Origin of the sequence: Mucilaginibacter limnophilus, from assembly GCF_004005815.1 — a bacterium.
GTDB classification, from domain to species: Bacteria; Bacteroidota; Bacteroidia; order Sphingobacteriales; family Sphingobacteriaceae; genus Mucilaginibacter; species Mucilaginibacter limnophilus.
Genome location: NZ_SACK01000002.1, coordinates 525,254 through 551,272 on the forward strand (window position 1 = coordinate 525,254; position 26,019 = coordinate 551,272).

At 43.8% G+C, this 26,019-nt stretch carries 38 protein-coding genes; 33 read left to right on the plus strand and 5 right to left on the minus strand.

The features are described from left to right. Positions 1 to 20: 20 nt before the first annotated feature. Positions 21 to 2,555, plus strand: coding sequence for a ligase-associated DNA damage response DEXH box helicase (locus EOD41_RS06760; protein WP_127704028.1), 2,535 nt, complete (start codon positions 21 to 23; stop codon positions 2,553 to 2,555). A 127-nt stretch (positions 2,556 to 2,682) separates the two neighbouring features. Here EOD41_RS06760 and EOD41_RS06765 read toward each other — a convergent pair whose 3' ends face one another. After that, a complete protein-coding gene (locus EOD41_RS06765) occupies positions 2,683 to 3,864 on the minus strand; it encodes a formimidoylglutamase (RefSeq protein ID WP_127704029.1) in 1,182 nt (393 codons plus the stop codon). A gap of 179 nt (positions 3,865 to 4,043) precedes the next feature. On the opposite strand from EOD41_RS06765, the gene EOD41_RS06770 reads away from it, so the two are divergent. Next, on the plus strand, positions 4,044 to 5,006 hold the full coding sequence (locus EOD41_RS06770; RefSeq protein WP_127704030.1) for an NAD-dependent epimerase/dehydratase family protein: 963 nt from the start codon (positions 4,044 to 4,046) through the stop codon (positions 5,004 to 5,006). A 139-nt stretch (positions 5,007 to 5,145) separates the two neighbouring features. Beyond that, positions 5,146 to 5,679 (plus strand): GNAT family N-acetyltransferase, encoded by a 534-nt coding sequence (locus tag EOD41_RS06775; RefSeq protein WP_127704031.1) that lies wholly within the window; start codon positions 5,146 to 5,148, stop codon positions 5,677 to 5,679. 225 nt (positions 5,680 to 5,904) lie between these two features. On the opposite strand, the gene EOD41_RS06780 is transcribed toward EOD41_RS06775, so the two are convergent. Next, positions 5,905 to 6,225, minus strand: a complete 321-nt coding sequence (locus tag EOD41_RS06780) for a hypothetical protein (protein ID WP_127704032.1) — start codon at positions 6,223 to 6,225, stop codon at positions 5,905 to 5,907. Between the two features lie 217 nt (positions 6,226 to 6,442). On the opposite strand from EOD41_RS06780, the gene rpsL reads away from it, so the two are divergent. From rpsL to EOD41_RS20670, 6 genes are all read left to right on the plus strand, one after another. Then, positions 6,443 to 6,856: a 30S ribosomal protein S12 gene (rpsL, locus tag EOD41_RS06785; RefSeq protein WP_079717716.1), complete on the plus strand. Its 414-nt coding sequence runs from the start codon at positions 6,443 to 6,445 to the stop codon at positions 6,854 to 6,856. A 20-nt stretch (positions 6,857 to 6,876) separates the two neighbouring features. After that, a complete protein-coding gene (gene rpsG, locus EOD41_RS06790) occupies positions 6,877 to 7,344 on the plus strand; it encodes a 30S ribosomal protein S7 (RefSeq protein WP_127704033.1) in 468 nt (155 codons plus the stop codon). A 122-nt stretch (positions 7,345 to 7,466) separates the two neighbouring features. Next, positions 7,467 to 9,578: an elongation factor G gene (gene fusA, locus EOD41_RS06795; protein ID WP_127704034.1), complete on the plus strand. Its 2,112-nt coding sequence runs from the start codon at positions 7,467 to 7,469 to the stop codon at positions 9,576 to 9,578. A gap of 158 nt (positions 9,579 to 9,736) precedes the next feature. Then, a complete protein-coding gene (rpsJ, locus tag EOD41_RS06800; RefSeq protein ID WP_078347761.1) occupies positions 9,737 to 10,042 on the plus strand; it encodes a 30S ribosomal protein S10 in 306 nt (101 codons plus the stop codon). A gap of 102 nt (positions 10,043 to 10,144) precedes the next feature. Further along, positions 10,145 to 10,354 (plus strand): DUF2683 family protein, encoded by a 210-nt coding sequence (locus tag EOD41_RS06805; protein WP_127704035.1) that lies wholly within the window; start codon positions 10,145 to 10,147, stop codon positions 10,352 to 10,354. Next, positions 10,351 to 10,524, plus strand: a complete 174-nt coding sequence (locus EOD41_RS20670) for a hypothetical protein (RefSeq protein ID WP_164849894.1) — start codon at positions 10,351 to 10,353, stop codon at positions 10,522 to 10,524. Before EOD41_RS06805 ends, EOD41_RS20670 begins: the two co-directional genes overlap by 4 nt. Before the next feature lie 154 nt (positions 10,525 to 10,678). Here EOD41_RS20670 and EOD41_RS06810 read toward each other — a convergent pair whose 3' ends face one another. Beyond that, entirely contained in the window at positions 10,679 to 10,876 is a 198-nt protein-coding gene (locus EOD41_RS06810; protein WP_127704036.1) for a hypothetical protein, read from the minus strand. A 143-nt stretch (positions 10,877 to 11,019) separates the two neighbouring features. Between EOD41_RS06810 and EOD41_RS06815 the strand changes: the two genes are divergently transcribed. Further along, positions 11,020 to 11,202 (plus strand): hypothetical protein, encoded by a 183-nt coding sequence (locus tag EOD41_RS06815; RefSeq protein ID WP_127704037.1) that lies wholly within the window; start codon positions 11,020 to 11,022, stop codon positions 11,200 to 11,202. A gap of 76 nt (positions 11,203 to 11,278) precedes the next feature. Further along, entirely contained in the window at positions 11,279 to 11,785 is a 507-nt protein-coding gene (locus tag EOD41_RS06820; protein ID WP_127704038.1) for a hypothetical protein, read from the plus strand. A gap of 5 nt (positions 11,786 to 11,790) precedes the next feature. Here EOD41_RS06820 and EOD41_RS06825 read toward each other — a convergent pair whose 3' ends face one another. Continuing rightward, positions 11,791 to 12,438 carry a hypothetical protein gene (locus tag EOD41_RS06825; protein ID WP_127704039.1) on the minus strand — a complete coding sequence of 216 codons (648 nt, stop codon included), beginning with the start codon at positions 12,436 to 12,438 and terminating at the stop codon, positions 11,791 to 11,793. 99 nt (positions 12,439 to 12,537) lie between these two features. Next, on the minus strand, positions 12,538 to 13,995 hold the full coding sequence (locus tag EOD41_RS06830) for an amidohydrolase family protein (protein ID WP_127704040.1): 1,458 nt from the start codon (positions 13,993 to 13,995) through the stop codon (positions 12,538 to 12,540). 136 nt (positions 13,996 to 14,131) lie between these two features. Between EOD41_RS06830 and EOD41_RS06835 the strand changes: the two genes are divergently transcribed. The 22 genes from EOD41_RS06835 to rplO all read left to right on the plus strand — a co-directional run bounded on the left by EOD41_RS06835 (position 14,132) and on the right by rplO (position 26,016). Beyond that, positions 14,132 to 15,388 (plus strand): prephenate dehydrogenase, encoded by a 1,257-nt coding sequence (locus EOD41_RS06835; protein ID WP_127704041.1) that lies wholly within the window; start codon positions 14,132 to 14,134, stop codon positions 15,386 to 15,388. Positions 15,389 to 15,398: 10 nt separating this feature from the next. Continuing rightward, complete coding sequence (locus EOD41_RS06840; RefSeq protein WP_127704042.1) at positions 15,399 to 16,493, plus strand: TlpA disulfide reductase family protein; 1,095 nt, start codon at positions 15,399 to 15,401, stop codon at positions 16,491 to 16,493. Positions 16,494 to 16,803: 310 nt separating this feature from the next. Beyond that, entirely contained in the window at positions 16,804 to 17,421 is a 618-nt protein-coding gene (rplC, locus tag EOD41_RS06845; RefSeq protein ID WP_127704043.1) for a 50S ribosomal protein L3, read from the plus strand. A 1-nt stretch (position 17,422) separates the two neighbouring features. Next, the gene (rplD, locus tag EOD41_RS06850; protein ID WP_127704044.1) at positions 17,423 to 18,052 is read left to right on the plus strand and encodes a 50S ribosomal protein L4; all 630 of its coding nucleotides are present in this window, start codon (positions 17,423 to 17,425) and stop codon (positions 18,050 to 18,052) included. A 2-nt stretch (positions 18,053 to 18,054) separates the two neighbouring features. After that, complete coding sequence (gene rplW / locus EOD41_RS06855; protein WP_127704045.1) at positions 18,055 to 18,345, plus strand: 50S ribosomal protein L23; 291 nt, start codon at positions 18,055 to 18,057, stop codon at positions 18,343 to 18,345. 9 nt (positions 18,346 to 18,354) lie between these two features. After that, entirely contained in the window at positions 18,355 to 19,179 is an 825-nt protein-coding gene (gene rplB, locus EOD41_RS06860) for a 50S ribosomal protein L2 (protein ID WP_127704046.1), read from the plus strand. Further along, positions 19,179 to 19,445 carry a 30S ribosomal protein S19 gene (rpsS, locus tag EOD41_RS06865; RefSeq protein ID WP_074487389.1) on the plus strand — a complete coding sequence of 89 codons (267 nt, stop codon included), beginning with the start codon at positions 19,179 to 19,181 and terminating at the stop codon, positions 19,443 to 19,445. The genes rplB and rpsS overlap by 1 nt, the downstream gene beginning before the upstream one ends. A 6-nt stretch (positions 19,446 to 19,451) precedes the next feature. After that, complete coding sequence (gene rplV, locus EOD41_RS06870; RefSeq protein WP_205780502.1) at positions 19,452 to 19,880, plus strand: 50S ribosomal protein L22; 429 nt, start codon at positions 19,452 to 19,454, stop codon at positions 19,878 to 19,880. Positions 19,881 to 19,886: 6 nt separating this feature from the next. Continuing rightward, positions 19,887 to 20,765: a 30S ribosomal protein S3 gene (rpsC, locus tag EOD41_RS06875; RefSeq protein WP_127704047.1), complete on the plus strand. Its 879-nt coding sequence runs from the start codon at positions 19,887 to 19,889 to the stop codon at positions 20,763 to 20,765. A 50-nt stretch (positions 20,766 to 20,815) separates the two neighbouring features. Then, positions 20,816 to 21,238 (plus strand): 50S ribosomal protein L16, encoded by a 423-nt coding sequence (gene rplP / locus EOD41_RS06880; RefSeq protein WP_127704048.1) that lies wholly within the window; start codon positions 20,816 to 20,818, stop codon positions 21,236 to 21,238. A gap of 113 nt (positions 21,239 to 21,351) precedes the next feature. Continuing rightward, positions 21,352 to 21,561, plus strand: a complete 210-nt coding sequence (rpmC, locus tag EOD41_RS06885) for a 50S ribosomal protein L29 (protein WP_127704049.1) — start codon at positions 21,352 to 21,354, stop codon at positions 21,559 to 21,561. Between the two features lie 19 nt (positions 21,562 to 21,580). Next, the gene (gene rpsQ / locus EOD41_RS06890; RefSeq protein WP_127704050.1) at positions 21,581 to 21,835 is read left to right on the plus strand and encodes a 30S ribosomal protein S17; all 255 of its coding nucleotides are present in this window, start codon (positions 21,581 to 21,583) and stop codon (positions 21,833 to 21,835) included. 2 nt (positions 21,836 to 21,837) lie between these two features. Further along, positions 21,838 to 22,206, plus strand: coding sequence for a 50S ribosomal protein L14 (gene rplN, locus EOD41_RS06895; protein ID WP_073405786.1), 369 nt, complete (start codon positions 21,838 to 21,840; stop codon positions 22,204 to 22,206). Position 22,207: 1 nt separating this feature from the next. Further along, the gene (gene rplX, locus EOD41_RS06900; RefSeq protein ID WP_127704051.1) at positions 22,208 to 22,552 is read left to right on the plus strand and encodes a 50S ribosomal protein L24; all 345 of its coding nucleotides are present in this window, start codon (positions 22,208 to 22,210) and stop codon (positions 22,550 to 22,552) included. Further along, positions 22,552 to 23,115, plus strand: coding sequence for a 50S ribosomal protein L5 (rplE, locus tag EOD41_RS06905; protein ID WP_127704052.1), 564 nt, complete (start codon positions 22,552 to 22,554; stop codon positions 23,113 to 23,115). The genes rplX and rplE overlap by 1 nt, the downstream gene beginning before the upstream one ends. Then, positions 23,108 to 23,377, plus strand: a complete 270-nt coding sequence (rpsN, locus tag EOD41_RS06910) for a 30S ribosomal protein S14 (RefSeq protein ID WP_127704053.1) — start codon at positions 23,108 to 23,110, stop codon at positions 23,375 to 23,377. Before rplE ends, rpsN begins: the two co-directional genes overlap by 8 nt. Before the next feature lie 142 nt (positions 23,378 to 23,519). Next, positions 23,520 to 23,918, plus strand: a complete 399-nt coding sequence (rpsH, locus tag EOD41_RS06915) for a 30S ribosomal protein S8 (RefSeq protein WP_127704054.1) — start codon at positions 23,520 to 23,522, stop codon at positions 23,916 to 23,918. Between the two features lie 17 nt (positions 23,919 to 23,935). Next, complete coding sequence (rplF, locus tag EOD41_RS06920) at positions 23,936 to 24,493, plus strand: 50S ribosomal protein L6 (protein WP_127704055.1); 558 nt, start codon at positions 23,936 to 23,938, stop codon at positions 24,491 to 24,493. A gap of 5 nt (positions 24,494 to 24,498) precedes the next feature. Next, a complete protein-coding gene (gene rplR / locus EOD41_RS06925; RefSeq protein ID WP_127704056.1) occupies positions 24,499 to 24,849 on the plus strand; it encodes a 50S ribosomal protein L18 in 351 nt (116 codons plus the stop codon). 12 nt (positions 24,850 to 24,861) lie between these two features. After that, positions 24,862 to 25,380, plus strand: coding sequence for a 30S ribosomal protein S5 (gene rpsE, locus EOD41_RS06930; RefSeq protein ID WP_127704057.1), 519 nt, complete (start codon positions 24,862 to 24,864; stop codon positions 25,378 to 25,380). A 5-nt stretch (positions 25,381 to 25,385) separates the two neighbouring features. Then, positions 25,386 to 25,565: a 50S ribosomal protein L30 gene (rpmD, locus tag EOD41_RS06935; RefSeq protein WP_127704058.1), complete on the plus strand. Its 180-nt coding sequence runs from the start codon at positions 25,386 to 25,388 to the stop codon at positions 25,563 to 25,565. 4 nt (positions 25,566 to 25,569) lie between these two features. Next, positions 25,570 to 26,016 carry a 50S ribosomal protein L15 gene (gene rplO, locus EOD41_RS06940; protein ID WP_127704059.1) on the plus strand — a complete coding sequence of 149 codons (447 nt, stop codon included), beginning with the start codon at positions 25,570 to 25,572 and terminating at the stop codon, positions 26,014 to 26,016. Positions 26,017 to 26,019 lie beyond the last annotated feature (3 nt).

A 26,019-nucleotide genomic window follows, 5' to 3' on the forward strand; every position in this document is an offset into this window, starting at 1 on the left:
CATTTTTTGTTATTTGCAGCATGAACAGCCCGGGTCAGCAGGTTATACAGCAGTGGTACCGCAACAAAAAGTGGGAGCAGTTTCCGTTTCAACAGGAAATGGAGGCAACTTACCTGCAGGGGTATTCGGGCTTGCTGAATGCGCCTACCGGAAGCGGTAAAACCTATGCGCTGTTTTTGCCTTTCCTGGCCGATTATATCAACAAACATCCTAACGACTGGCAAACCCGGAAGGATAACGGCTTACACATGCTCTGGATAACGCCGCTACGCGCGCTAACCAATGATATACGCAAGGCCATGCAGGAAGCCTGTGATGAAATGGGCCTGCCCTGGAGGATTGCCACCCGCACCGGCGATACCTCTGCCGCCGAAAAGCAGGCACTGAAAAAGAAACTGCCCGAAGTGCTGCTTACAACACCCGAAAGCCTGCACCTGATGCTTGCGCAAAAGGAATACCCTAAAATATTTAAAAGCCTGCAGGTAGTAGTAGTTGATGAATGGCACGAACTGCTTGGTACCAAACGCGGTGTGCAGGTGGAGTTGGGATTGAGTAGACTGAAGACACTCGGGGAGAGCCGGGGTGGGGTCCGAATCTGGGGGATCAGCGCTACCATTGGTAACCTTGAACAAGCCGCCGAGGTACTGTTAGGTAATTCCTTCCCGAAGGACAGAATAAAGATGGTGCGGGCAAATCTGGAAAAGAAACTGGATATCCGCTCCGTTATCCCGGAAGATATTGAAAGCTACTCCTGGACAGGGCATATCGGTGTAAAGATGCTGCCGCAGGTGATGGAGATCGTCGCCAAAAGCAAAACAACGCTCATTTTCACCAATACCCGCTCACAGTCAGAGATATGGTATCATGCCATTTTAGATAACTATCCGGAGTACGCCGGCATCATGGCCATGCACCATGGCTCGCTGGACAACGACTTGCGCAACTGGGTTGAGCAGGCGCTGCATGCCGAAATGCTGAAACTGGTGGTATGTACGTCAAGCCTCGATTTGGGGGTGGATTTTCGTCCGGTAGATACAGTAATACAGGTGGGCAGCCCAAAAGGTGTTGCGCGTTTTATGCAGCGCGCCGGCCGAAGCGGTCACCATCCGGGCGCGGTATCAAGGGCATATTATGTGCCTACCAATTCGCTTGAATTATTAGAAGGCGCTGCCTTAAAAGCTGCTATAAAAAAAGGCATTTTTGAAAGTCGCGACCCGATGTTGCTCACCATGGATGTGTTGATACAATTTATGGTTACACTGGCCGTGTCAGACGGGTTCAGGGCTGAAGAATTGTATCAGGAGATCATTTCTACCTACGCCTTTGCCGACCTGTCGCGCAAGGAATATAACCAGTTGCTTGATTTTATCACTCATGGCGGTAAAACCCTGGCCGAATACGACGAATTTTTAAAGGTAGAAGTAGAAAACGGCTTATATAAAGTGAACAGCCGACGGGTTGCTATGCGCCACCGGCTGAGCATTGGAACCATAACCAGTGAAATGAGTATCCGTGTAAAATGGCTGAGCGGTGGTATGCTGGGCACTGTTGAGGAAGGTTTTATAGCAAAGCTTAAGCCGGGTGATGTGTTTTGGTTCGCGGGTCGCAGCCTGGAGTTTGTACGGGTGAAGGAAATGAGCGCCTTTGTAAAAAAATCAAACGCTAAAAAAGGACTTATACCCAGCTGGGCAGGAGGTAGGATGCCGCTTTCGTCGCAGCTATCGGCAGTATTTCGCGAAAAGCTTGATGAGGTGGCCCATGGTATTGAAAAGGACGAAGAGGTGATCGCGCTGAAGCCGTTATTCCAAATACAACAAAAATTATCGCATCTGCCGCAAAGCCATGAGTTTTTGATTGAGTCGTTTAAATCCCGGGAGGGCCATCACCTGATATTTTATCCGTTTGAAGGGCGATTGGTGCACGAGGGTATGGCATCGATATTCGCTTACCGTATTACGCGTGTTAAGCCCGCCAGCTTTTCTATCGCTATGAATGATTATGGTTTTGAGCTGCTTGCTGATGAAGATATTCCTATTGAAGAAGTGCTTGAAGACGCGTCGTTCTTTTCACTCGATAACCTGCTTGACGATATCCACAGCAGCTTAAATGCAAATGAAATGGCACGACGTAAATTCAGGGATATTGCCCACATTGGCGGACTGGTGTTCACCGGTTTCCCGGGTCAGCAGATTAAAAACAAGCACCTGCAGGCCTCTACCTCATTGTTATTTGAAGTGTTTAGCGAATATGAGCCTGACAATCTTTTAGTAAGACAAGCATATAATGAAGCCCTGGCTTTTCAGTTGGAAGAGTTTCGCTTACGCGGGGCTCTTCAGCGTATTGCTAAGCAAAACATCATACTTAAACATATCGAACAGCCCACGCCATTTGCTTTCCCAATAATGGTTGATAATCTGAGTCGGGACAGGCTTTCTACCGAAAGTTTAGAAGAACGCGTGGCAAAAATGGCCCGCAGGTACAGCACTGACATTGATGAAGAAGCAGTACAAAGGCGCTCACGCCGTCCGGCTATTATCAGGAAAAGGGGATTGTAATTTAATGCGTTATTATGAGCGATAGCGCGGGAATCGCTGGATGTTTCTTTCTTTTTTTGTCATGCTGATGAACGAAGCATCTATCGGCGAATAGATCCTTCACTGTGTTCAAGTTGACAAATTACTATCACACCAACTTTTGATACGTACGCCACCATAAATCGGGCATTTCGCCTGATACGGCTGTGCGGTAATCTTCGTAACGGCAAGGTACCAGGTGAAAGCGCTCGTTCATTGAGCCGCCGGTTGGATATGGTACCTGCATCCACCAGCGGTCGGATTTTTTGCTTTTCACAAACACCAGTTCATGGTCGTCGTGCTTCAGGCTGGTTTTGTATATCAGGTATTGCGATTTCGGGTTGAGCGGAAAATCTTTCTTCCGGTTGTAAAAACCATCAATAAAACACCAGATCATCTGTGCCAGCAGCATAGCGGTTTGGCCGTTGTTGTCATACACCGGGTTAAACTCGTAAAAACCTATCGATGTTAGCTTATCATTAAATCCCGCGTAGCGACAAAGCTGGCAGGCTTCTTCCGCATAAAAACCATTAGGTGTAGCGTTTGCATTGCCCATAGCTTCGGCCGAGCGTATGGCTGACATATCGAAGCTGATCATGTTGGCATTGCGGATGATAGGTTCGGTAACGGCCACCTGTCCGCTTAGTTCACCAAGGCGGTGCACATCGAAATATAGTTTTTCCATCACGCGCAAGCTTTCCTGGCTGTTGAAATAAGTTTGAAAGCCAAGATTGCTGAAGTTGAACAGATAGTTAGGCTGATGCAGAAATATCTTATTGAGGTACGATGTTGAAGTGGTTTCGATGGTCTCGCTGTCGGCATTCTCGTCCAGGTCGAAATGTGAATCGATCACTACCAGGTCAACACGCTGTTCAAGTTTTTCGTAACCGAGGTACTGCGCATAGGTAAGGTCCTGGCTGCCGCCGATGATCACCGGCAGGATATCCTTCTTCAACAGTTCCTCAACCACTGTTTTTAAGGCGATGTAAGTATCAGTAACCGAAGCGCCCTGTTTTATATTTCCCAGATCAACGATCTTAGTATTGTAATTTCCTTCATGAAGGACGTATAACTTTTCGCGCACAATGTCCGGAGCGGTTGATGAGCCCTCGTTACTGTCAGAGTTGCGGTCTTCCTGTACACCGATGATGGCTATGTCAACCTTTTCTTCCAGATCAGGGAAGCCTACCGAGTAATGCTCAATTTTTTCACCCAGCTGACTGGTGTAATATCCTTTTTTAGGAGTGATGCTCTTCAGATTTATCGGCGAAAAAAAGTCGGCTAATGACATGTTGGTTGATGTGCAAATGTGCGTATGTGCAAATGTGCAAAAATTGTCTGAACCGGAATTTACCGAATTTCAGAATTAGCAGAAATAATTTGCACCTCTTCATATCTGCATATTTGCACATTCACGCATTTTAAAATTAATCTGCACATTTGTACATCTTCATATCTGCACATCAATAAATGATATTAGTAACAGGGGCAACAGGGTTTTTAGGTGCCGAGGTGGCGCTGCAATTGGTTCAAAAAGGTGAGCGCGTGCGGTGCACCAAACGGGCGTCGTCGGCTATACGTAAGGAGTTGCAGCCATACGCTGGCTCAATTGAGTGGGTTGTAGCCGACATGCTTGACATTACCGCTCTTGAAGACGCTTTTGAAGGAGTTACTCAAGTATACCATTGCGCGGCATGGGTGTCGCTGAAGCAAAAGGATAAGAACCCTATGATAGCTACCAATATTGCCGGTACTGCTAACATTGTAAACCTGTGCCTGCAGTACGGCTGCAAGCTGGCGCATGTAAGTTCTATCGCCGCGATTGGACTTGCCAAGCCGGGTGAAATGACCACCGAGAACCACCACCTGGATGTATCGGCAGAGACGGATGGTTATGCCATTTCAAAGCTGGAAAGCGAAATGGAAGTTTGGCGGGGCATAGCTGAAGGGCTTGACGCAGTAATTGTGAACCCCTCACTAATAGTCGGGACGAACGCGGGTACAGAGGGAACCGGACAAATATTCGAGACCGTGCGCAAGGGACTGAAATTTTATACCGGCGGCACTGCCGGGGTGGTGGATGTGCAGGATGTAGCCAAATGCATGATAGCGCTGATGGACAGCGATATCAGCGGTGAGCGGTTCATTATCAATTCTGAGAACTACGAGTACCGCAGGCTGATCACCGAGATTGCTGAGGGGTATTGCATTAAGCCGCCTGCCACCGAGGCGAAGCCATGGATGATGAACCTGGCCTGGCGGGTTGCGGCCTTTGTGTCGGCGATTACCGGTAAAGACCCGTTCCTTGATAAGATTGCCGCCCAATCATCATATACCATAAAGCATTTTGATAACTCCAAGATCAAAAAGGCTATCGGCATCGAATTTAAGCCTGTAAGTCTGAGCATTAAAGAAGTTTGTGCGGTTGCTTAGATATGAGAATGCCTGTAGGTGTTGACGGCAACAGTATATATATAAATCAACACCTGCAACACCTGCAACACCTGCAACACCTGCAACACCTGCAACACCTGAATTTAATTGACAAGTTAAGGAAATAAATTTGTTACACATGCACATTCGCCGCGCTACCCTTGAAGATTCTGAAGAAATAAGGCAGCTGTTTTACGATACCGTAACCGCAATAAATGCAAACGACTATAATGCAGAGCAGGTTAAAGCATGGTCGTCAGGGTATGATAATGTTGAACGTTGGAATAAACGAATTACCGAACAGCACTTTTTTGTTGCCGGAAGCAATGGCACTATAACAGGTTTTGCTTCGCTGACGGATGATGGTTACCTTGATGTGTTTTTTGTACATAAAGATCATCAGCGGCAGGGGATAGCCGCGCTTTTGTTGAATGAAATTGAAAGCTGCGCGCATAGTATCGGTGTAAAGCAGATCACATCAGATGTAAGCATTACCGCCCGCCCGTTTTTTGAAAAGAACGGCTTTGCTGTTGTCGCCTCACAGCGGGTTGAGTTTAAGGATGTGATGTTTGATAATTATAAAATGGCAAAGCGATATAATCGCCGTGAAGTGTTAAGCACTCGTCGTAGACGAGCGCAAGCGGAAGGCGATATAATCGACACGAAATGTTAAGCACTCGTCGCAGACGAGCGCAAGCGGACAGATGATGTTAAATGCAACATGCCGCATTCAATTTTTACTTCGGCAAATGTATGCGGGTTATATGCCAGCCTATTAATGCCACGGAAAGTAACTTATATAAACCCGGCAGTAGTGGTACCGGCCCGGTGGCTAATGCCTGTGCAGTATGAGCGGATGACGGGAAGTGCCCTTACAAATTAGCAGTAAGAGTGCTTTTCAAAAACCTGTAATGAACACATACGCGGCGGGAGGAATTGTTAATAAGAAACTCATAAAAATATATTGCCAACGTGTTTCTTTATATATTATAGCAATTAGCAGGCATGTAATTACTGTACCAAAACCTAAGATATAATTAAAAAACATACTGTATATCAACCCTTCACCTTGTGTAACAATTTTGCCTTCAGGCATACCAATTAAATTACTGCGGTATTCTAATTCTTTAGAAATAGATTTATAAAACCAAAACACATAAAACAAGTATGCGATAATAAAAAGTTTGTACCAATTGATATATTGTTTTAAGGTTTGCATACTATTTATACTGCAAACTTTGAAAAGTGACCCTGCAAAATATCCGGTGATACTTTTATAATGATGGTACTTCGCAATCTAAACCCACCAATCGCCAACCACCCTGCACCACACCCTTAAACTTTTTTTACTCAAGCACTTGAAAATCAAAAAATAGTGCCTACCTTTGCAGTCCTTAAAATAAGGATAAAACTGTAAAAGAAAAAAGAAGCAAAGAATGCCTACTATTCAGCAATTAGTTAGAAAAGGTAGAGTAGCTCTGGAAGACAAGAGTAAGTCGCCAGCGTTGGACAGCTGTCCACAGCGAAGAGGCGTGTGCACCCGTGTGTACACCACTACCCCTAAAAAACCAAACTCAGCAATGCGTAAAGTTGCCCGTGTGCGCCTTACTAACGGTAAAGAGGTTAACGCCTACATCCCGGGTGAAGGTCACAACTTACAGGAGCACTCTATCGTGTTAATCCGTGGCGGTCGTGTTAAGGATTTACCTGGTGTACGTTACCACATCATCCGTGGTGCATTGGATACATCTGGTGTTGCAGGCCGTAACCAACGCCGTTCAAAATATGGTACCAAGCGTCCTAAACCAGGCCAGGCAGCTGCCGCACCTGCAAAAGGTAAAAAGAAATAATTAGGGAGGGATAACAGAAAATGAGAAAGTCAAAACCAAAAAAGAGAATTATCCTTCCTGATCCAAAGTTCAATGATACTTTGGTAACAAGGTTTGTAAACAATATGATGTATGACGGTAAAAAATCAACCGCATACTCTATATTCTACAACGCTGTTGAAATTGTTGAAAAGAAAACAAATGAAAACGGCTTAGATACCTGGAAAAAAGCTTTGAACAACGTAATGCCTGCTGTAGAAGTAAAATCACGCCGTGTAGGTGGTGCTAACTTCCAGGTTCCTACCGAGGTTCGTCCGGAGCGTAAAATTGCTTTGGGTATGAAATGGCTTATCAGCTACGCACGTAAACGTGGTGAAAAAACCATGATGGAGAAACTTGCCGGCGAAATCATTTCAGCTTCAAAAGGTGAAGGTGCTGCGGTAAAGAAGAAAGAAGATACGCACAAAATGGCTGAGGCTAACAAGGCGTTCTCACACTTCAGGTTCTAAAGAAACAAAAGGATTACACCGATTTAATATTTGATTACACCGATTTTGTTAGGATTGCGTTTTTAAATCTGAGCTGATCGGTGAAATCATTTAAAATAATCGAGAGATCAAAATAAAACAAGATGTCAAGAGATCTTAAATATACAAGAAACATAGGAATTGCCGCCCACATTGATGCCGGTAAAACCACCACTACCGAACGTATTCTTTACTACGCGGGTGTGAGCCACAAGATTGGTGAGGTGCACGAGGGTGCCGCTACGATGGACTGGATGGCGCAGGAGCAGGAGCGTGGTATTACCATTACTTCGGCAGCAACTACCGTAAACTGGAAATACCGTAACCAAAACTACCATATCAACATTATTGATACCCCCGGACACGTTGACTTTACCGTAGAGGTAAATCGTTCACTGCGTGTACTGGATGGTCTGGTATTCCTTTTCTCGGCTGTTGATGGTGTTGAACCGCAGTCAGAAACCAACTGGCGCCTGGCTAACAACTACAATGTGCCGCGTATTGGTTTCGTTAACAAAATGGACCGCAGCGGTGCCGATTTCTTAAACGTGGTAAAACAGGTTAAAGAAATGCTTGGCAGTACTGCTATTCCGCTTCAGTTACCTATCGGCGCCGAAGATAACTTCAAAGGCGTGGTTGATTTGATCAACTTCCGCGGTGTTGTTTGGAACGAGCACGATAAAGGTATGACCTTTACCGAAGTGCCTATTCCTGACGATATGCTTGACGAGGCTAACGAGTGGAGAGAAAAATTACTTGAAGCCGTTGCTGAGTTTGACGATACGCTGATGGAGAAATTCTTCGACGATCCGACAACTATCACCGAGCGCGAAGTGCTTGACGCTTTACGCCAGGCTACCTTAGCAGGTAAAATTGTACCGATGACCTGTGGTTCATCGTTTAAAAATAAAGGTGTACAAACCATGCTTGATTACGTGATGGAGCTTATGCCTTCACCACTTGATTCAAAAGGTGTTGTGGGTACCAACCCAGACACCGGCGCAGAGATATTGGTTAAACCGGATGTGAAAGAGCCATTTGCAGCGCTTGCATTTAAAATTGCTACCGACCCGTTTGTGGGCCGCCTTTGCTTCATCCGCGTTTACTCAGGTAACCTTGAAGCGGGTTCATACATCTACAATATGCGTTCAGAGAACAAAGAGCGTATCTCTCGTATATTCCAAATGCACGCTAACAAGCAAAACCCTATCCCTAATGTAGGTGCAGGTGATATTGCTGCGGTAGTAGGCTTTAAAGATATCAAAACAGGTGATACCCTTTGCGACGAGAAAAACAAGTTGGTTTTAGAGTCGATGGTGTTCCCTGATCCGGTTATTGGTTTGGCTATTGAGCCTAAAACTCAGGCCGACGTTGATAAACTGGGTATAGCTCTTGGTAAACTTGCCGAAGAGGATCCAACCTTCCGCGTACAAACTGACCAGGATACCGGCCAAACTGTAATTTCAGGTATGGGCGAGTTACACCTGGATATTTTGATGGACCGTTTGAAACGCGAATTCAAAGTAGAGGTTAACCAGGGTGCGCCGCAGGTAGCTTACAAAGAAGCTATTACCGGCACAACCCAGCACCGCGAAACTTACAAGAAACAAACCGGTGGCCGTGGTAAATTTGCCGATATCCAGGTAGTTATTTCTCCGGGAGAAGAAGGTAAAGAAGGTTTAGAATTTGTTAACGAAATTGTGGGTGGTGCTATCCCTCGTGAGTTCATACCATCTGTTGAAAAAGGCTTTAAATCAGCTATGGATAATGGTGTGTTAGCAGGATACCCTCTTACCAGCTTAAAGGTACGTTTGATAGATGGTTCATTCCACGCTGTCGATTCAGACGCATTATCTTTCGAGATTGCAGGTCGTTCGGCTTACCGCGAAGCATTGCCAAAATGTAAACCGGTATTGCTTGAGCCTATCATGAAGATTGAGATACTTACCCCTGAAGAAAACATGGGTGACGTTATCGGTGACATGAACCGTCGTCGTGGCCAGCTGCAAGGTATGGATACACGCGCAGGTTCGCAGGTAATCAAAGCTATGGTACCACTTAGCGAGATGTTTGGTTATGTAACGCAGTTACGTACCATTACTTCAGGCCGTGCAACTTCAACCATGGAGTTTGATCACTATGAACCGGCTCCGCGTAACGTACAGGACGAAGTTGTTGCCAAATCAAAAGGCCGCAAACAAGTTGCTATTGACTAAAGTTAGAAATTGATTACACCGATTATGAAGTGATTCCACAGATTAATCGGTGTAGTTTCAAATAACCGGCCATTTCCTAATAAATAGCTCTTAGGTATGGCTAATTAACAAATCGGTGAAATCATCGGCAATCGGTGAAATCACAAAAATTAAATAAAATGAGCCAAAGAATCAGGATCAAATTGAAATCTTACGATTACAACCTGGTTGACAAGTCAGCCGAGAAGATCGTAAAAACAGTAAAGCCAACAGGCGCTGTAGTTAGCGGACCACTTCCGTTACCAACCGAGAAAAAAGTGTTTACCGTACTGCGCTCGCCGCACGTAAACAAAAAAGCACGTGAGCAGTTCCAACTGTGCTCGTACAAACGCCTGTTAGACATTTACAGCTCTAACTCAAAAACTGTTGACGCGCTGATGAAACTTGAATTGCCAAGCGGTGTTGAAGTAGAAATCAAAGTGTGACAGTTGGAGATTTTACGAAGTAAGATTCAACCCAAAATAATAAAAGCCATCTGTGTAACAGGTGGCTTTTTTGTTTGTGGCAGATTAATAGTAAATTTGTTTATGGCAGCTTATGTAGTATATCCGTCTAAAGAGCAGGAGAAAGTAATTCAAGCGTTTTTTGACGCATTGGGTATTTCATTTCAAAAGCAGGAAGATGACATATTGCCTCAGCATGTGTTTGAAGGTATTTTGAAAGGGCAGGAAGATATTAAAGAAGGCCGGACTGTTAGTCTGGAAGATTTCAAAAAAGGACTATTGTCTGCCAAATGAGTTACCGGGTAGTATTCTCTAAATATGCCCTCGAGACATTTGATGACATTAAACAGCAGATTCAGCAGCGGTGGGGACAGCATGTTGTAACAGACTTTGAACAGCGCACGCTCAAAGCGCTTGATTTGATAGCCGGTTCTCCGTTAGTATTTTCAATCAATTCCGGGTAATTTTAACATCAGAAAGGCAGTAATTCATAAAAACTGTTCAATGTTTTATGAAATTAAGGACACCGAAATAGCTGTTCTTTACTTTTGGGATAACAGACAAGAACCGTCTTCAAAATAAAAGCCATCTGTGTAAGCAGGTGGCTTTTTGCTGGCATTATTTTATGCACCGTTCGTGGTCCTGCCAGTATATCAGTTCAAAGTTAAGCTGGTTAGTTGTGGCCAGCTCTGTTTTTTTCCGCTCGAGGGCGGCTAACCGCTCTGCTTCATCCATATCGGCGGGTAACGATACGTAGGCAATTGCATTGCCTGTGCGTACGTTAATAAACTCATAATGTTTAAGCGGCGTTTCCATGATACCTAAAATTATGTTTTCTAATGCGATCGCAAGCGCTCTGCTGCTATTAATTTAACGCTTATATATGTGCTGTGTTTTACTATCGGCACAAAACATAAACCATAATTGTAATTATTGGTTAAATAAATAAAGCATAAGCCATGAATATCGACCCTGAAAAAGATAAGATCGTTAAGAAAGAGGATACCGAGTTGCAAACAGATCAGCCCTTAAGTGAAAAAGACGAGGTAAAGCAGGCAGAGCAACGCACCGCGCAATCAACTGAAAATACCGATAGCAGCGTAGCCGCCGATTTAAAAAACCGTGAGCACGACGACGAATGATAAAGTAGTGAACAGTCATTATACAAAATGATATGATAAAATGCTGATATTTAGTGGCAATAAACCATTGTCATAAATGTCCTTTAAAACTTACCTTATTGAATTTGCATGGCTGCTGGCGGCGTTTGTTATCACTTACGTAGCACTTCCTTTTACTTTTGGTAATTGGTCTCTGGATATCAATATGCATGATACCTATTTAACTGTAGTGCCGGTTTTAATACGCATGCCTTTGTTTGTTATAGTAACGTTTGTTATGTTTTCAATAAAAGAAGCATTTAAAAAGTATTCGGACGCGTTGCCAAACGTCATCATTATAATTAGCGGAGCAGTATCAATAATAGAAATTACATGGCTTAGCCGCTGGTCGGCATTTTTTAGTATGAATTCAGGCGGATGGACGATTTATCCGCCATTATCAGCATTGCCAAACAAAGTATCACACACTGAAACAAATTCAGGGCTTCTCAATACAATGATTGGTGCACAAGCCCTCATCATAGTGATTATAGTAATTGTGGCCTACAAATGGGGCAGTTCAAAGGGACGGACAAAAATTTTTGTTCCCTCTTCACGGAGTTAGGGAACTTACCTTCCCAACAACTCATCAAGCTTGTTGCGTTCGGTTTGCAGTTCGCGGGCAAGTTTCTTTTCTTTTTCGTTGGCCTTGGCTTTGTATGCCTGAAATTCTTCTGAAAGCTCTTCGTACAACTTAACGCGGTATTTAGCTTCTCTTTTGTAGCCCGCTGTACTAAAGATTACAATAACCAGCGCTACGCCAAAACCTATCACCAGTCCCCACATAAGTGTATTGTAAGCCGCCTTAGTGAACGACATGCCCAGCAGCTTAATCTCATCAACCTTGGCGTTTGATGATGAAATAACCTGATCTTTTATGGTAGCTTCGGTAGTGAGTTTGCGTATGGTAGCGGTTTGGCTTGCTAATGTAGTGCGTGCCTGTTTAAGCGCCGCACGTTCGGCCTTTAGCGAATCGCTGAAGTTTTTATAAAAAGCAGCAATTACCGGTTGCTGATAGTTATACGTTTTGGTAAGCAGGTAACGGTACTGCCCGGCCAGGCTGCGGTCGGTATTCACCGGTGCTGTGGCTGCCTGTGTTTGATAAGGCTTTGCGGCCTGTGGCTTTACAATGCCCGCCTTTTTAACAGTGTCCTGAGCATATAGCAGGCTTATTGATACTATAAAAAGAAATATCGGGGTGATAAATAATTTCTTCATAGGCAGTTTATGATGGATATATAACAGGCTTTAACGTTAAATTATTGCCTATGGTTTTGCTCGCGCTTGTAACAAAACTAAAAAAACTTTTATTAAAGCCTAATTTTCCAATTGGTTTGGCAATTCCTTCCGCTTGCTCCAATCGAAATTGTTTTTATTCAATTTATGTTTCTTAATAATTGCTGCACGTATTAAAGCGATGTGCTTTTTATCAACCCATCGCCCATTCACAAAAACGCCGGCTATCTTCCGGGTATTGGAAATATTGTCAAGCGGATTGGCGTCAAGCAGAACAAGGTCCGCCAGCTTACCCGGTTCAATTGTGCCAATCCTATCTCCAATCTGCAACCAATCAGCGGCCGTATAGGTGGCGGCTTTCAGTGCCGACCTGGGCGAAAGCCCTGCTTTAACCAATTGCTGCAATTCATCGTGCAAAGCATACCCCCATACCACGCCCGATGTTCCGGCATCGGTTCCGGCTACAATGGGCACACCTTCTTCCTGAAAGATTTTTACCAGGCGGTAATGAAAGTTTACCATCTTATCAAAGTAAGCAATACGCTCGGCGCTCGTCTCGATATTGTAGCGGTTGGCTGTAAGCCATTTGCTTTGCATAAGCGGATGTACCTCGTCAAAATAGGTCAGGTTACGTAAACTGTCAAGCGTTTGCGACTGTTCTGCTATACGAACCATCGTAATAAGGGTAGGACACAACCACGTGTTATTTGCCTTGGCAAAACGTGCAAATCTTCTGGCATCATCATCACTAAAATGTTCGCTGTTCCGGCTGTATTCTTCTGCATGTGCAACCATGGCAAAATTCGGTACGAACGCCTCGGTCAGCGTGCCAATAAATGCAACAGGAATATGGCCGGTAGTTTTCATTCCCTGCTTTTTCGCCTCGTCAATAATTGCCTTAAAGGTTTCAATGTTTAACGCACCATATGGCTTTATAAAATCATATCCCATTGCTTTGGCAATCCGTACGGTTTGCCTGCCATCTTCAGGTGTGTTAGCAATAAAGCCGTCGCCTTCTCCGCCATTAATCAGCGCGGATAGTGCGATGCGCGGACCGATAATCCTGCCTTTAACAATGTCGTTACGCTGACCGAAATGTTCTGCCCGTCCATTCATTTCCAATGCGGTGGTTACGCCGTTTTCAATATAGAGCCACATAAAGTCTTGAGAGTCCAAAAAGAAATTAGCGCCTTTTGTTGGATAGCTTGATCCGAAATTGATATCGGCCAGATTGTGCACATGCATATCAATCAAGCCGGGTATCAGCCATTTCCCTGTGCCGTTTATAAGCTTAGCGCCTTTGGGTGTTAGTCCGTTTATGGATATAATTTTATTTCCCTGTACAACTACATTGGCGTGGGTTATTATGGTATCATGTTCGGTCATTGGAATAACCGCAACATCATGTATAACAAATATGCCTTGTTTAAATTGATCTGCTAACAACGTGTTATGCTTTACTTGTGCGGCACAATCAAAGGAAGCAACCAGGCTCATCAGCCAAATGATAACCGGAATACGTTTGCGTAACTTATTCATAGCATAAAGGTTTATCATACCGAAGTTAGGAATCCTATGCACTAAGCGGAAATTTAATGTTATTGCGAAAGTATTTGTTGTTGCTAAAATTCCGCTTAATTAATAAAAGCCTTTATATTTAGCATTTTTTAGTGCGATGTTAATAGGAATAATAGGTTTGGGTGATATGGGCCGCTTATATGCAAAAGCTTTTGCTAATGCTGGCTACCGTGTTTGCGGCTGCGACGTACCCCAAAACCGTGAAAAGCTGGAAGCGGAACTATCGCCTTTGGGCATTGAAGTGCTTGACAGCGGCAAAGATGTTGCCCACCGCTGCGACCTGATCATCTACTCGGTTGAGGCCGAAAAGATGGAGCAGATAGTGGCCCTGTATGGCCCCATGACCAAGTACGGTGCTATTGTTGCCGGCCAAACATCGGTAAAACACCCCGAGATAGCGGCTTTTGAAAAACACCTGCCTGCCGACGCGCACATCATTACCTTTCATGCCATGCATGGCCCGGGCTTTCAGCCTGAAGGGCAAAAGTTGATGCTGATCAATCACCGCAGTAATGCTGCAGCCTACCGGCGTATGGTGGATCTGTTCACGGCAGTAGGGTCAGACATTGCTGAACTGAAAGACTATCACGAGCATGATAAAATAGTAGCCGATACCCAGGCCGTTACCCACGTAGGTTTCGAGAGCATGGGTACAGCATGGAAGTCTGCGGGATTTTTTCCCTGGGATAACGGCTCGTACCATGGCGGTATTGATAATGTGAAGATACTAACCACCCTGCGCATTTTCAGTTATAAAGCGCACGTGTATGCCGGTTTGGCCATACTTAACCCATATGCCCGGCAGCAGGTAAAACGTTATGCGCAGTCGGAATCAGAGTTGTTCAAACTTATGATAATGGAGGAGGAACAGAAGTTTCGCGACAGGCTGTACCGCGCACGTGAATTTGTGTTTCATGAAAGCCGGAAGCCCATTATGCTGAGCGATGCCGTGATGAAGGAGTTCTCGTTATCTGAGCGTCCGCCGCAGCAAAAACCAAACTCGCACCTTAGTATATTAAGTATGGTTGATGCCTGGTATCATTTGGGCGTAAATCCGTACGATAACCTGATAGCGCAAACACCGCCTTTCAGGCTGCGCCTTGGCATTGCCGAATACCTGTTTAAAAACGAAGAATTGCTGGAAGAATCAATAGAAACAGCCTTGTATGATAAAACCATCCGCGGTGATGATCTGGAGTTTCACTCGGCAGTAAGGGAATGGTCGTCAATTATAGGTTACGGCGATATGGAAGGCTATAAAAAACACTTTAATGATGTACAGGCCTTTTTTAAAGACAGGCTTGACGATGGACGCGAGCAAAGCGCAGAACTGATCAGAAAACTCACTACATAAAATATTAACAATGAAACACAGATTGATTTTGATCATGCTTATTGTATGTGTTTTTGTACCAAATACATTCGCACAAAAAAGCAAAGGGTTTGTGATAAACGCAACTATACATGGCCTTCCCGATAAAACGCTGGTACGGCTTATATCTCTTGACGAACAGATCGTACTCGATTCGGCATACTCAGTTAATGGCAAATTGACCTTTAAAGGAAGTGTCACCGAACCGCAAGTGTGCTGGATAATGTGTGATAAAGGATACGCCACGATAATGGTTGAAAACCTGCCTATGCGTTTTGAATCACCAATTGATAAGATGAACATTATGTATGTGGCGACTGCCGGTAAAGAGCAGGCGGTTGTAAACAAGCTAAGCAAATTGCAATACGGCCTGAATTTGCAGGCTGATAGTATATACAGCAAAATACAAAATAATCAGTATAAGGATAAAGACGAGCGCAATCTCTTAGCGGATAAATTTAACCGGATGCAGGATTCGTTAATGGTTATTTATGTAAATGTGGGTAAAAGAAATATCAATAGCTACTTTGGGCTTGACATTGTTTATCGTAACCGTAAAAGCATACCGCATGACACACTTGTGCACCTGTACGAGACCATGCCTGCAAAAATAAGGTCTACCGGGAAAGGGCGGAATATCAAGATGTTTTTGTACAGTACACTTGCTGAAAAAGGTAAACCGATGATAGATTTCGAGGTAAAAACCATCGAGGGTAAGTCATTCAAACTATCATCATTAAAAGGGAAGAATATCTACCTTACATTTGGAAGCGTTGGTTGCGGGCCCTGCCGTACCGAGAACAAAGCGCTTGCAGCCAACTATGCCAAACTTTCGCCGTATGTGGAATTAGTGAGCTTTTCACTTGACAAAAATTTGGATGACTGGCGGCGCATGGCCAAAGAGGATGGAATAGTGTGGAACAATATATCTGACATGAAGGGCGAAGGCGAGGTAAAACTATTATATAACGTACAATCAATACCGGCCGCGTTTTTAATAAACAAGGAAGGTATAATAGTTGAACGTTATGATGGCTATGATGATGAACTGGTTAGCAGTATCGAAAAAAAGGTGAAGGAAATGTAGATTATAATCATCCTTTAATCATAGATTACACTGCAGCAAATGTATTTCTTTAGCAGCATCAGTTGTGCTTTGCGCCCATGCAAAGGAAGGTTGTAACAATAAGAAAAGGCATAGGTTTTTGATGCTATAAATACAACCCCTTTTTGATTTTTGCAATGCGTTAATTTTAAGCCCCATAAATATTTGAAAATAAATTCTTAACTATTTGACAATTAATTGGAAATTCCTATCTTTGCCGTCCCTTTCGAGGGGAAATAATATGCCTTGAACGAAGCCCTACTGCTTCGATGGGCACAAACTAAATAAAGAAATGTCAGGAATTATTGGTAAAAAAGTAGGAATGACCAGCATTTTCGACGAGGCAGGGAAAAACATTCCTTGTACAGTAATCGAAGCTGGCCCTTGTGTTGTAACACAAGTGAAGTCTGTTGAAACAGACGGATATGCTGCTGTTCAGTTAGCATATGGTGAAAAAAAAGAAAAAAACACTACTGCTCCCCTTCAAGGCCATTTCAAAAAAGCTAACACTACTCCAAAAAGCAGGTTAGTTGAATTTAAATCATTCGAAGATCAGAAATCATTAGGCGACACCGTTACTGTCGAGATTTTTGCTGCGGGTGATTTTGTTGATGTGGTTGGTACCTCAAAAGGTAAAGGTTTTCAGGGTGTTGTAAAACGTCATGGTTTTGGCGGTGTGGGTATGCAAACACACGGTCAGCACAACCGTTTACGCGCTCCGGGTTCACTGGGTGCGTCATCATGGCCTTCACGCGTATTTAAAGGTATGCGCATGGCGGGTCAAACCGGTAACGTTCGCGTTAAAGTGCAAAACCTTGAGGTTGTTAAAGTTTTCCCAGAGCAAAACTTATTGGTAGTAAAAGGGTCAATCCCGGGTGCTAAAGGTTCATTCGTAATAGTGGATAAATAAGATGGAAGTTAACGTAGTAAACATCTCAGGTAAAGAGACAGGTGCCAAGGTGCAGCTTCCTGAGTCCGTATTCGGAATTGAACCAAATGATCATGCTATTTATCTTGACGTTAAGCAATATCTTGCTAACCAACGTCAGGGTACTCACAAAGCAAAACAACGTAATGAAATTGCAGGTTCAACCCGCAAATTACATAAACAAAAAGGTACAGGCGGCGCCCGTGCCGGCAGCATCAAATCGCCATTGTTTAATGGTGGTGGCCGTGTGTTTGGCCCTCAGCCGCGCGATTACAGCTTTAAACTGAACAAAAAACTTAAGTCATTGGCCCGTAAATCGGCCCTTACTTACAAAGCTCAGGAAAGCAACATCGTAGTGCTTGAAGATTTCAACTTCGACGCTGTAAAAACCAAAAACTATGTAAAGCTGGTTGCCGACCTTAATGTTGGTGATGTAAAAACACTACTGGTATTGCCTGCTGCAAATAATAATGTTTATTTATCAAGCAGAAACCTTAAAAAAGCTAAAGTGATCACAGCTGATCAGCTAAGCACTTACGACGTGTTAAACGCCGGAAAGCTTTTGTTAACTGCAGGTTCTGTTAAAACTTTGGAGGAAGCGTTAGCTAAGTAATTATGGAAATTTTAAAGAAACCCTTACTTACTGAAAAAGTTACCCAGTTAACTGAAAAGCTTAACCGTTATGCTTTCAAGGTTGACCACAGGGCCAACAAAATTCAGATAAAGGCAGCAATTGAGCAAATGTATGGTGTAAACATCGTTGCGGTGAACACCATGAAATACGTTGGAAAACTGAAAACCCGCAATACAAAAGCAGGTGCCGTACAAGGCCGTTCTGCTACGTATAAAAAAGCGATTATTACGTTGAAAGACGGCGAAGTAATAGATTTTTATAGCACTATATAATAAATAGAGATGGCAGTAAAAAGATTTAAACCGGTTACTCCGGGTACCCGCTTCAGGGTAGGTGCCGATTACTCTGATGTAACTACCAATGTGCCTGAAAAGTCACTTGTAGTAGCAATCAGCAAATCGGGCGGACGTAACAGTTCCGGTAAAATGACCATGCGTTACATCGGTGGGGGACATAAGAAAGCATACCGATTGATCGACTTCAAGCGCAACAAATTTGACATTCCCGCAAAGGTTGCCACTATTGAGTACGATCCTAACCGTTCTGCCCGTATAGCATTATTAGTATATGCTGACGGTGAGAAAAGGTATATGATAGCACCTGAAGGCCTAACTGTTGGCCAGGTAGTTTTATCAGGCGAAAGCGTTGCGCCGGAAGTGGGCAACACCCTTCCGCTGAAAAGCATACCACTGGGTTCTATCATCCACAACATTGAGCTTAACCCAGGACAGGGCGGTACAATAGCCCGTTCGGCAGGTACTTATGCTCAGTTGTCGGCCCGCGATGGTAAATACGCTATCATAAAATTGCCTTCAGGCGAAACCCGTATGATACTGGCAACTTGTTTAGCTACTATCGGTACCGTTTCAAACTCTGAAAAGGCAAACGAAGTATTGGGTAAAGCCGGCCGTAAACGCTGGTTAGGCCGTCGTCCTCGCGTTCGTGGTGTTGCCATGAACCCGGTAGATCACCCTATGGGTGGTGGTGAGGGCCGTGCGTCAGGTGGTCACCCACGTTCACGCAAAGGCTTACTTGCTAAAGGCTACAAAACCCGCGATAAAAAGAAAACGTCTGATCGTTATATCATAGAAAGAAGGAAGAAATAATGGCACGTTCAATAAAAAAAGGACCTTATATTGATTTTAACCTGGAAAGAAAAGTTCTGACCTTGAATGAATCAAACAAAAAATCGGTTGTAAAAACATGGTCACGCCGTTCCATGATTTCCCCTGATTTCGTCGGTCATACATTTGCAGTACACAACGGCAACAAGTTTATACCTGTGTACGTAACCGAAAACATGGTTGGCCACAAGCTGGGAGAGTTTGCTCCAACCCGTACATTCCGTGGTCACGCAGAAAAGAAAAAATAACAGGCAATGGAAGCAACAACAAAAATTAAAAAGTCTGTACTAATCAGGCAACAAAAAGAAGCTGCTAAAGCTCAGCTGGGAGGCGCTTCTGTTGCTAAGTTACAAGACTGTCCAACCTCACCGCGCAAAATGCGCCTGGTGGTTGATTTGATCCGCGGAGAAAACGTTGAGAAAGCGTTATCAATATTAAAATTCACTAACAAGGAAGCAGCTATACGCGTTGAAAAATTATTGCTTTCAGCTATTAAAAACTGGGAAGCGAAAAATGAAGGTAAACGTGTTGAAGAAGCAGGCCTGTTTGTGAAAGAGATACAAGTAGGTGGTGGCCGTCAGCTTAAAAGATTACGCCCTGCTCCGCAAGGAAGGGGATACCGTATCCGCAAACGCTCAAACCACGTAACCCTTATTGTGGATAGTAAAAACGAAAACAACTAATTAGAAATGGGACAGAAAGCACATCCAATAGGTAACAGGTTAGGAATCATCAGAGGCTGGGATTCTAACTGGTTCGGTGGCAACAACTACTCCGACAAATTAGTTGAGGACGAAAAAATCCGCAAATATTTATCAGCGCGTATCAACAAAGGTGGCGTAGCTAAAGTGGTTATTGAGCGTACATTGAAACGCATCACTGTAACTATACACACTGCCCGTCCGGGTATCGTTATCGGTAAAGGCGGTCAGGAAGTTGACAAGATCAAAGAAGAGTTGAAAAAACTTACCAAGAAAGAAGTTCAAATCAACATCTTCGAGATAAAACGCCCTGAGCTTGATGCACAATTAGTTGCTGAAGGCATAGCAAAACAACTTGAAGCACGTATATCTTTCCGTCGTGCCATGAAAACCACTATCGCTGCAACCATGAGAATGGGTGCCGAAGGTATCAAGGTAATGACATCAGGCCGTTTAGGCGGTGCTGAGATGGCACGTTCTGAGCAATACAAAGAAGGACGTATTCCACTGCACACTTTCCGTGCTGATATTGACTACGCTTTGGCCGAAGCTTTAACCACTTATGGTAAAATAGGTGTTAAAGTATGGATTTGCAAAGGCGAAGTTTATGGCAAACGCGATTTATCACCAAACATTGGCGGTACAAGCAGCGCAAGCGGTAAAGGCGGTCGTCCGGAAGGAAACGCAGGTTTCGGCGGACGCGGCAACGAGCGCGGCGGTGAACGTGGCGGCGAACGCCGTGACAATCGTGGCGGTGGTAACCGTGGCGGACAAGGCGGAAACCGTGGTGGTAACAACCGTGGCGGACAAGGTGGTGGTCAAAATCGTGGCGGTGGTAACCGTCCGGGTGGCCCAGGTAGAAGATAATTATTAACAAAGTCGAGACAGACATCGTTTAGATATAAAAGCTTAAAGAAATGCTACAGCCAAAAAGAACGAAGTTCAGAAAGATGCAAAAAGGCAGAATGAAAGGTTTAGCCACCCGTGGTGCTGAACTTTCATTCGGATCTTTCGGTATAAAATCACTCGAGCCGGCCTGGATAACCAGCCGTCAGATCGAGGCAGCCCGTATCGCTGTAACACGTTTTATGAAACGTGAAGGTCAGGTATGGATCAGGATATTCCCTGATAAGCCTGTAACCAAAAAACCTGCAGAGGTACGTATGGGTAAAGGTAAAGGTGCACCCGAATACTGGGTAGCCGTGGTGCGCCCCGGCAGGATTATTTTCGAAGCAGAAGGCGTTCCGTTAGAAGTTGCTAAAGAAGCACTTCGCCTTGCAGCTCAGAAATTACCTGTACAAACTAAATTTATTGTGCGTAGAGATTACGCAGAAGCATAACAAGAAAAGGTTGAAAGGTTGTAAATGTTGAAGGCGAAAAGTTAATTACGCCTGCCGGATGCCAGGCAAAACATTCCAACTTTCCAGCATTACAACAGATAACTAATAAAAAGATGAAGAACTCAGAAATTACAGGGCTTTCAACCGAGGAATTGGTTGCAAAGATCAGCGAGGAAAAAAACAACTTAACCAAGCTGAAATTTGCTCATGCTGTATCGGCTATCGAAAATCCGAGCCGTATCACCAAAGTACGCAAAGATATCGCCCGTTTAAATACTGAATTAACAAAGCGCAAAGCTGCGTCAGCTTCTGAACAAAATTAATTCTTAAGCATCGGAAGAAATGGAAAGAAATTTAAGAAAAACACGTACCGGTTTGGTAGTTAGCAACAAAATGGAAAAATCCATAGTAGTTGCCGTGGAGCGTAAGGTGAAACACCCTATCTATGGTAAGTTCGTTAAGAAAACTACCAAATTTATGGCTCATGATGAAACCAATACTTGTGGTATTGGCGATACCGTATTAATTATGGAAACACGTCCTTTGAGCAAAAATAAGAACTGGAGATTAGTTGAAATTTTAGAAAGGGCTAAATAATTATGGTACAGCAGGAATCAAGATTAAATGTAGCCGATAACAGCGGTGCTAAAGAAGTTTTAGTTATCCGTGTGTTAGGTGGTACCGGCAAACGCTACGCCTCAATTGGCGATAAGATAGTAGTTACCGTAAAAAGCGCTTTGCCATCAGGCAACGTTAAAAAAGGTACTGTATCTAAAGCAGTAGTTGTACGCACCAAAAAGGAAATTCGCCGTAAAGACGGATCATACATCCGCTTTGACGATAACGCAGCAGTTTTGTTAAATAACCAGGACGAGCCAAGAGGTACCCGTATCTTTGGCCCGGTTGCAAGGGAACTGCGCGAGAAACAATTCATGAAAATTGTATCATTAGCACCGGAGGTACTGTAACATGGCATTAAGTAAAAAAGTAGAAACCGGCAAGATCAAGCTTAAAAAAGGCGATCTGGTTAAGGTTATGGCCGGCGACTCAAAGGGAGCGCAAGGCAAAATTAAAGAAGTGATTACAGCTACTAACAGGGCGGTTGTTGAAGGTGCCAACATGGTATCAAAACATACCAAACCTAACGCTGCTAATCCAAACGGCGGTATTGTTAAACAAGAAGCTTCTATACATATATCAAACCTGGCGTTGGTTGACCCGAAAACAGGCAACCCAACCCGTGTTGGCCGCAAACTAAACGATGCCGGCAAATTAGTAAGGGTAGCAAAAAAATCAGGGGAGGAAATTAAGTAATGGCTTACGTACCAAGATTAAAATCGAAATACAAAGACGAGATCCGCACCGCGCTGAAAGATAAATTTCAGTACAAAAGCGTAATGCAGGTTCCGAAACTGGAGAAAATTGCTATCAACCAGGGTGTTGGCGGTGCTACTACCGATAAAAAACTTATCGAGAACACTATCACCGAGTTAACTACCATCACCGGTCAGCAAGCGGTTTCATCAAAATCTAAAAAAGATATCTCGAACTTCAAATTGCGTAAAAACATGCCGGTAGGCGTACGTGTAACTTTACGTGATAACACAATGTACGAGTTTTTAGACCGTTTAATAGCTGTTGCTCTTCCGCGTATCCGCGATTTCAAAGGCATCAACGATAAAGGTTTTGACGGCCGCGGTAACTATACTTTAGGTATTACCGAGCAAATTATCTTCCCTGAGATTAATATCGACAAGATTAACAAAATTCAGGGTATGGATATTACCTTTGTAACCTCGGCTACAAACGATGTTGAAGCATTAGAACTGCTTAAACAATTTGGATTACCATTTAAAAACCAAAATAATAATGGCTAAAGAAGGTGTAAAAGCACGTGAAGTTAAACGTGCTAAATTAGTTGCTAAATATGCTGAAAAACGCGCTGCTTTAAAAGAAGCAGGTGATTGGATAGCTTTAGATAAACTGCCAAAAGCTTCGTCACCGGTAAAACTGCACAACCGTTGCAAATTAACCGGCCGTCCGCGTGGTTATATGCGTCAGTTCGGCATCTCGCGTGTTACATTCCGCGAAATGGCATTAGCTGGCCAGATACCGGGTGTTAAAAAAGCAAGCTGGTAATTTAGTGAATAGTGATTGGTGAGTAGAGATTAGTTTTCTTTTCACCTAATCTCTGGTCTCTAATCTCTGATAACTATAAAGATTAACCGATGGAAGGTCGTCGCCGTGAGGCGAAGGAAACCACCATCACAAAACAATAATAATGAATACAGATCCAATCGCAGATTATCTTACACGAGTAAGGAATGCTATTAAAGCCAACCATAGGGTTGTTGAAATTCCTGCATCAAATCTGAAAAAGGAAATCACGAAAGTGCTTTTCGACAAAGGTTACATTGCAAACTACAAGTTTGAGGACACTACTGTACAGGGTACCATTAAAGTGGCCCTTAAGTATCATCCGATAACTAAAGTTTCTGCTATCCGCAACATATCGCGCATAAGTAAACCAGGTTTGAGGAAATATGCAGGTACGGCTAACATGCCGCGCGTATTAAATGGTTTAGGTATCGCTATCCTGTCAACTTCAAAAGGAGTAATGACTGACAAGGAAGCCCGTACGCAAAACGTGGGCGGCGAGGTTTTATGCTACGTATATTAATAGGAGGAAATTAAGCAATGTCACGAGTAGGAAAAGCACCTATAACATTAGCACAGGGTGTAACCGTTACAGTATCTGCTGATAACGTTGTTACAGTAAAAGGCCCTAAAGGCGAATTGCAGCAAGCAATTGATGCTGACATCACTGTTGAGCAGGAAGACGGACAACTGCTGGTTAAGCGCCCGTCTGACCAGAAACGCCACAAAGCATTACACGGCCTGTACCGTGCACTTTTAAATAACATGGTTGTTGGCGTAACTACAGGTTACAAAATTGAGCAGGAATTAGTAGGTGTGGGTTACCGCGCTACCAATACCGGCAACACTTTAGACCTGGTACTGGGCTACTCTCACCACTATGTGTTTGAGTTACCAAAAGAAATTAAAGTTACAACTACTGCTGAAAAGGGTAAAAACCCTACCATCATCCTTGAATCAATTGACAAACAGTTAATTGGCCAGGTTGCAGCTAAAATACGTTCACTACGCGCACCAGAGCCTTACAAAGGTAAAGGTATTAAGTTTGTAGGCGAAGTATTACGCAGAAAAGCAGGTAAATCAGCATCTAAAAAATAATCGTCATGGCAGGTAAATTAACAAGAAGAGACAGAATAAAAAGAGGAATCAGGAAACGTGTTTCAGGTTCTTCAGCGCGTCCGCGCTTGTCAGTGTATAGAAGCAACAAAGGAATTTACGCTCAGATCATTGACGATGTAACCGGTAAAACTATAGTATCAGCTTCATCTTTATCAAAAGATTTTTCAGCTACAGGTACTAAAATTGAACAATCAGCAGCCGTTGGCAAGCTGGTTGCCGAAAAAGCAGTTGCCGCCGGTATTAAAGATGTAGTGTTTGACCGTAATGGTTACCTTTACCACGGCCGTGTTAAATCACTGGCTGACGGTGCACGCGAAGGTGGTTTAAACTTTTAATAACACAGAGAGATGTCAACAATCAACATAAAAAGAGTAAAAACCAGCGAGATCGAATTAAAAGATCGCCTGGTAAGCATACAGCGTGTTGCCAAAGTAACCAAAGGCGGCCGTACCTTCAGCTTTAGCGCCATTGTGGTGGTAGGCGATGAGAACGGTGTTGTAGGTTACGGCTTAGGTAAAGCAAAAGAGGTTACCGAAGCTATTGCAAAAGGTATTGACGACGCTAAAAAGAACCTGGTAAAAGTGCCTATCATTAACGGTACTGTACCTCATGAGCAAATTGGTAAGTTTTCGGGCGGTTTTGTATTTATCAAACCTGCTGCTAACGGTACCGGTGTAATTGCAGGTGGTGCTATGCGTGCCGTATTAGAGTCGGCAGGTGTACACAACGTATTAGCGAAATCAAAAGGTTCATCAAACCCGCACAACGTGGTTAAAGCAACAGTATCGGCATTGGCGCAACTGCGTGATGCACATACCGTAGCACAACAGCGCGGCGTTAGTTTAGGTAAAGTTTTTAACGGATAATCATCATGGCAAAAATCAGGATAACTCAGATTAAAAGCGTGATCGATAGGAACGAGCGCCAAAAAAAGACCATTGAAGCATTGGGCTTAAAGAAAATAAACCATAGTGTTGAGGTAGAGGCTACACCTGCTATCATCGGTATGGTAAGAAAAGTTAATCATCTGGTAGCAATAGAAAGCATTTAATATCATGAATTTAAATAATCTTAAACCTGCCGCTGGTTCTACCAAAAGCAGCAAAAGGATAGGTCGTGGTACCGGTTCAGGCCGTGGCGGCACGTCAACACGTGGTCACAAAGGTGCAGGTTCACGTTCAGGTACTACTACTAAAGTAGGGTTTGAAGGTGGCCAGATGCCATTGCAACGCCGTACCCCAAAAGTGGGCTTTAAAAACCCTAACCGTGTAGAGTATGTAAGCATCAACCTTGATGCCCTGCAAGGCTTAGTGGATAAATATTCAGTAGCTTCAATTGATTTTGAAACACTGAGGGAGCATGGTTTGGCTTCAAAAAACGACTTGGTAAAAATACTTGGCCGTGGCGAACTGACAGCTAAACTTGAAGTTAAAGCTCATGCATTTTCTGCCACTGCGCAAAAAGCAATTGAAGCAGCCGGCGGTACCATCGTTAAGTTGTAAATT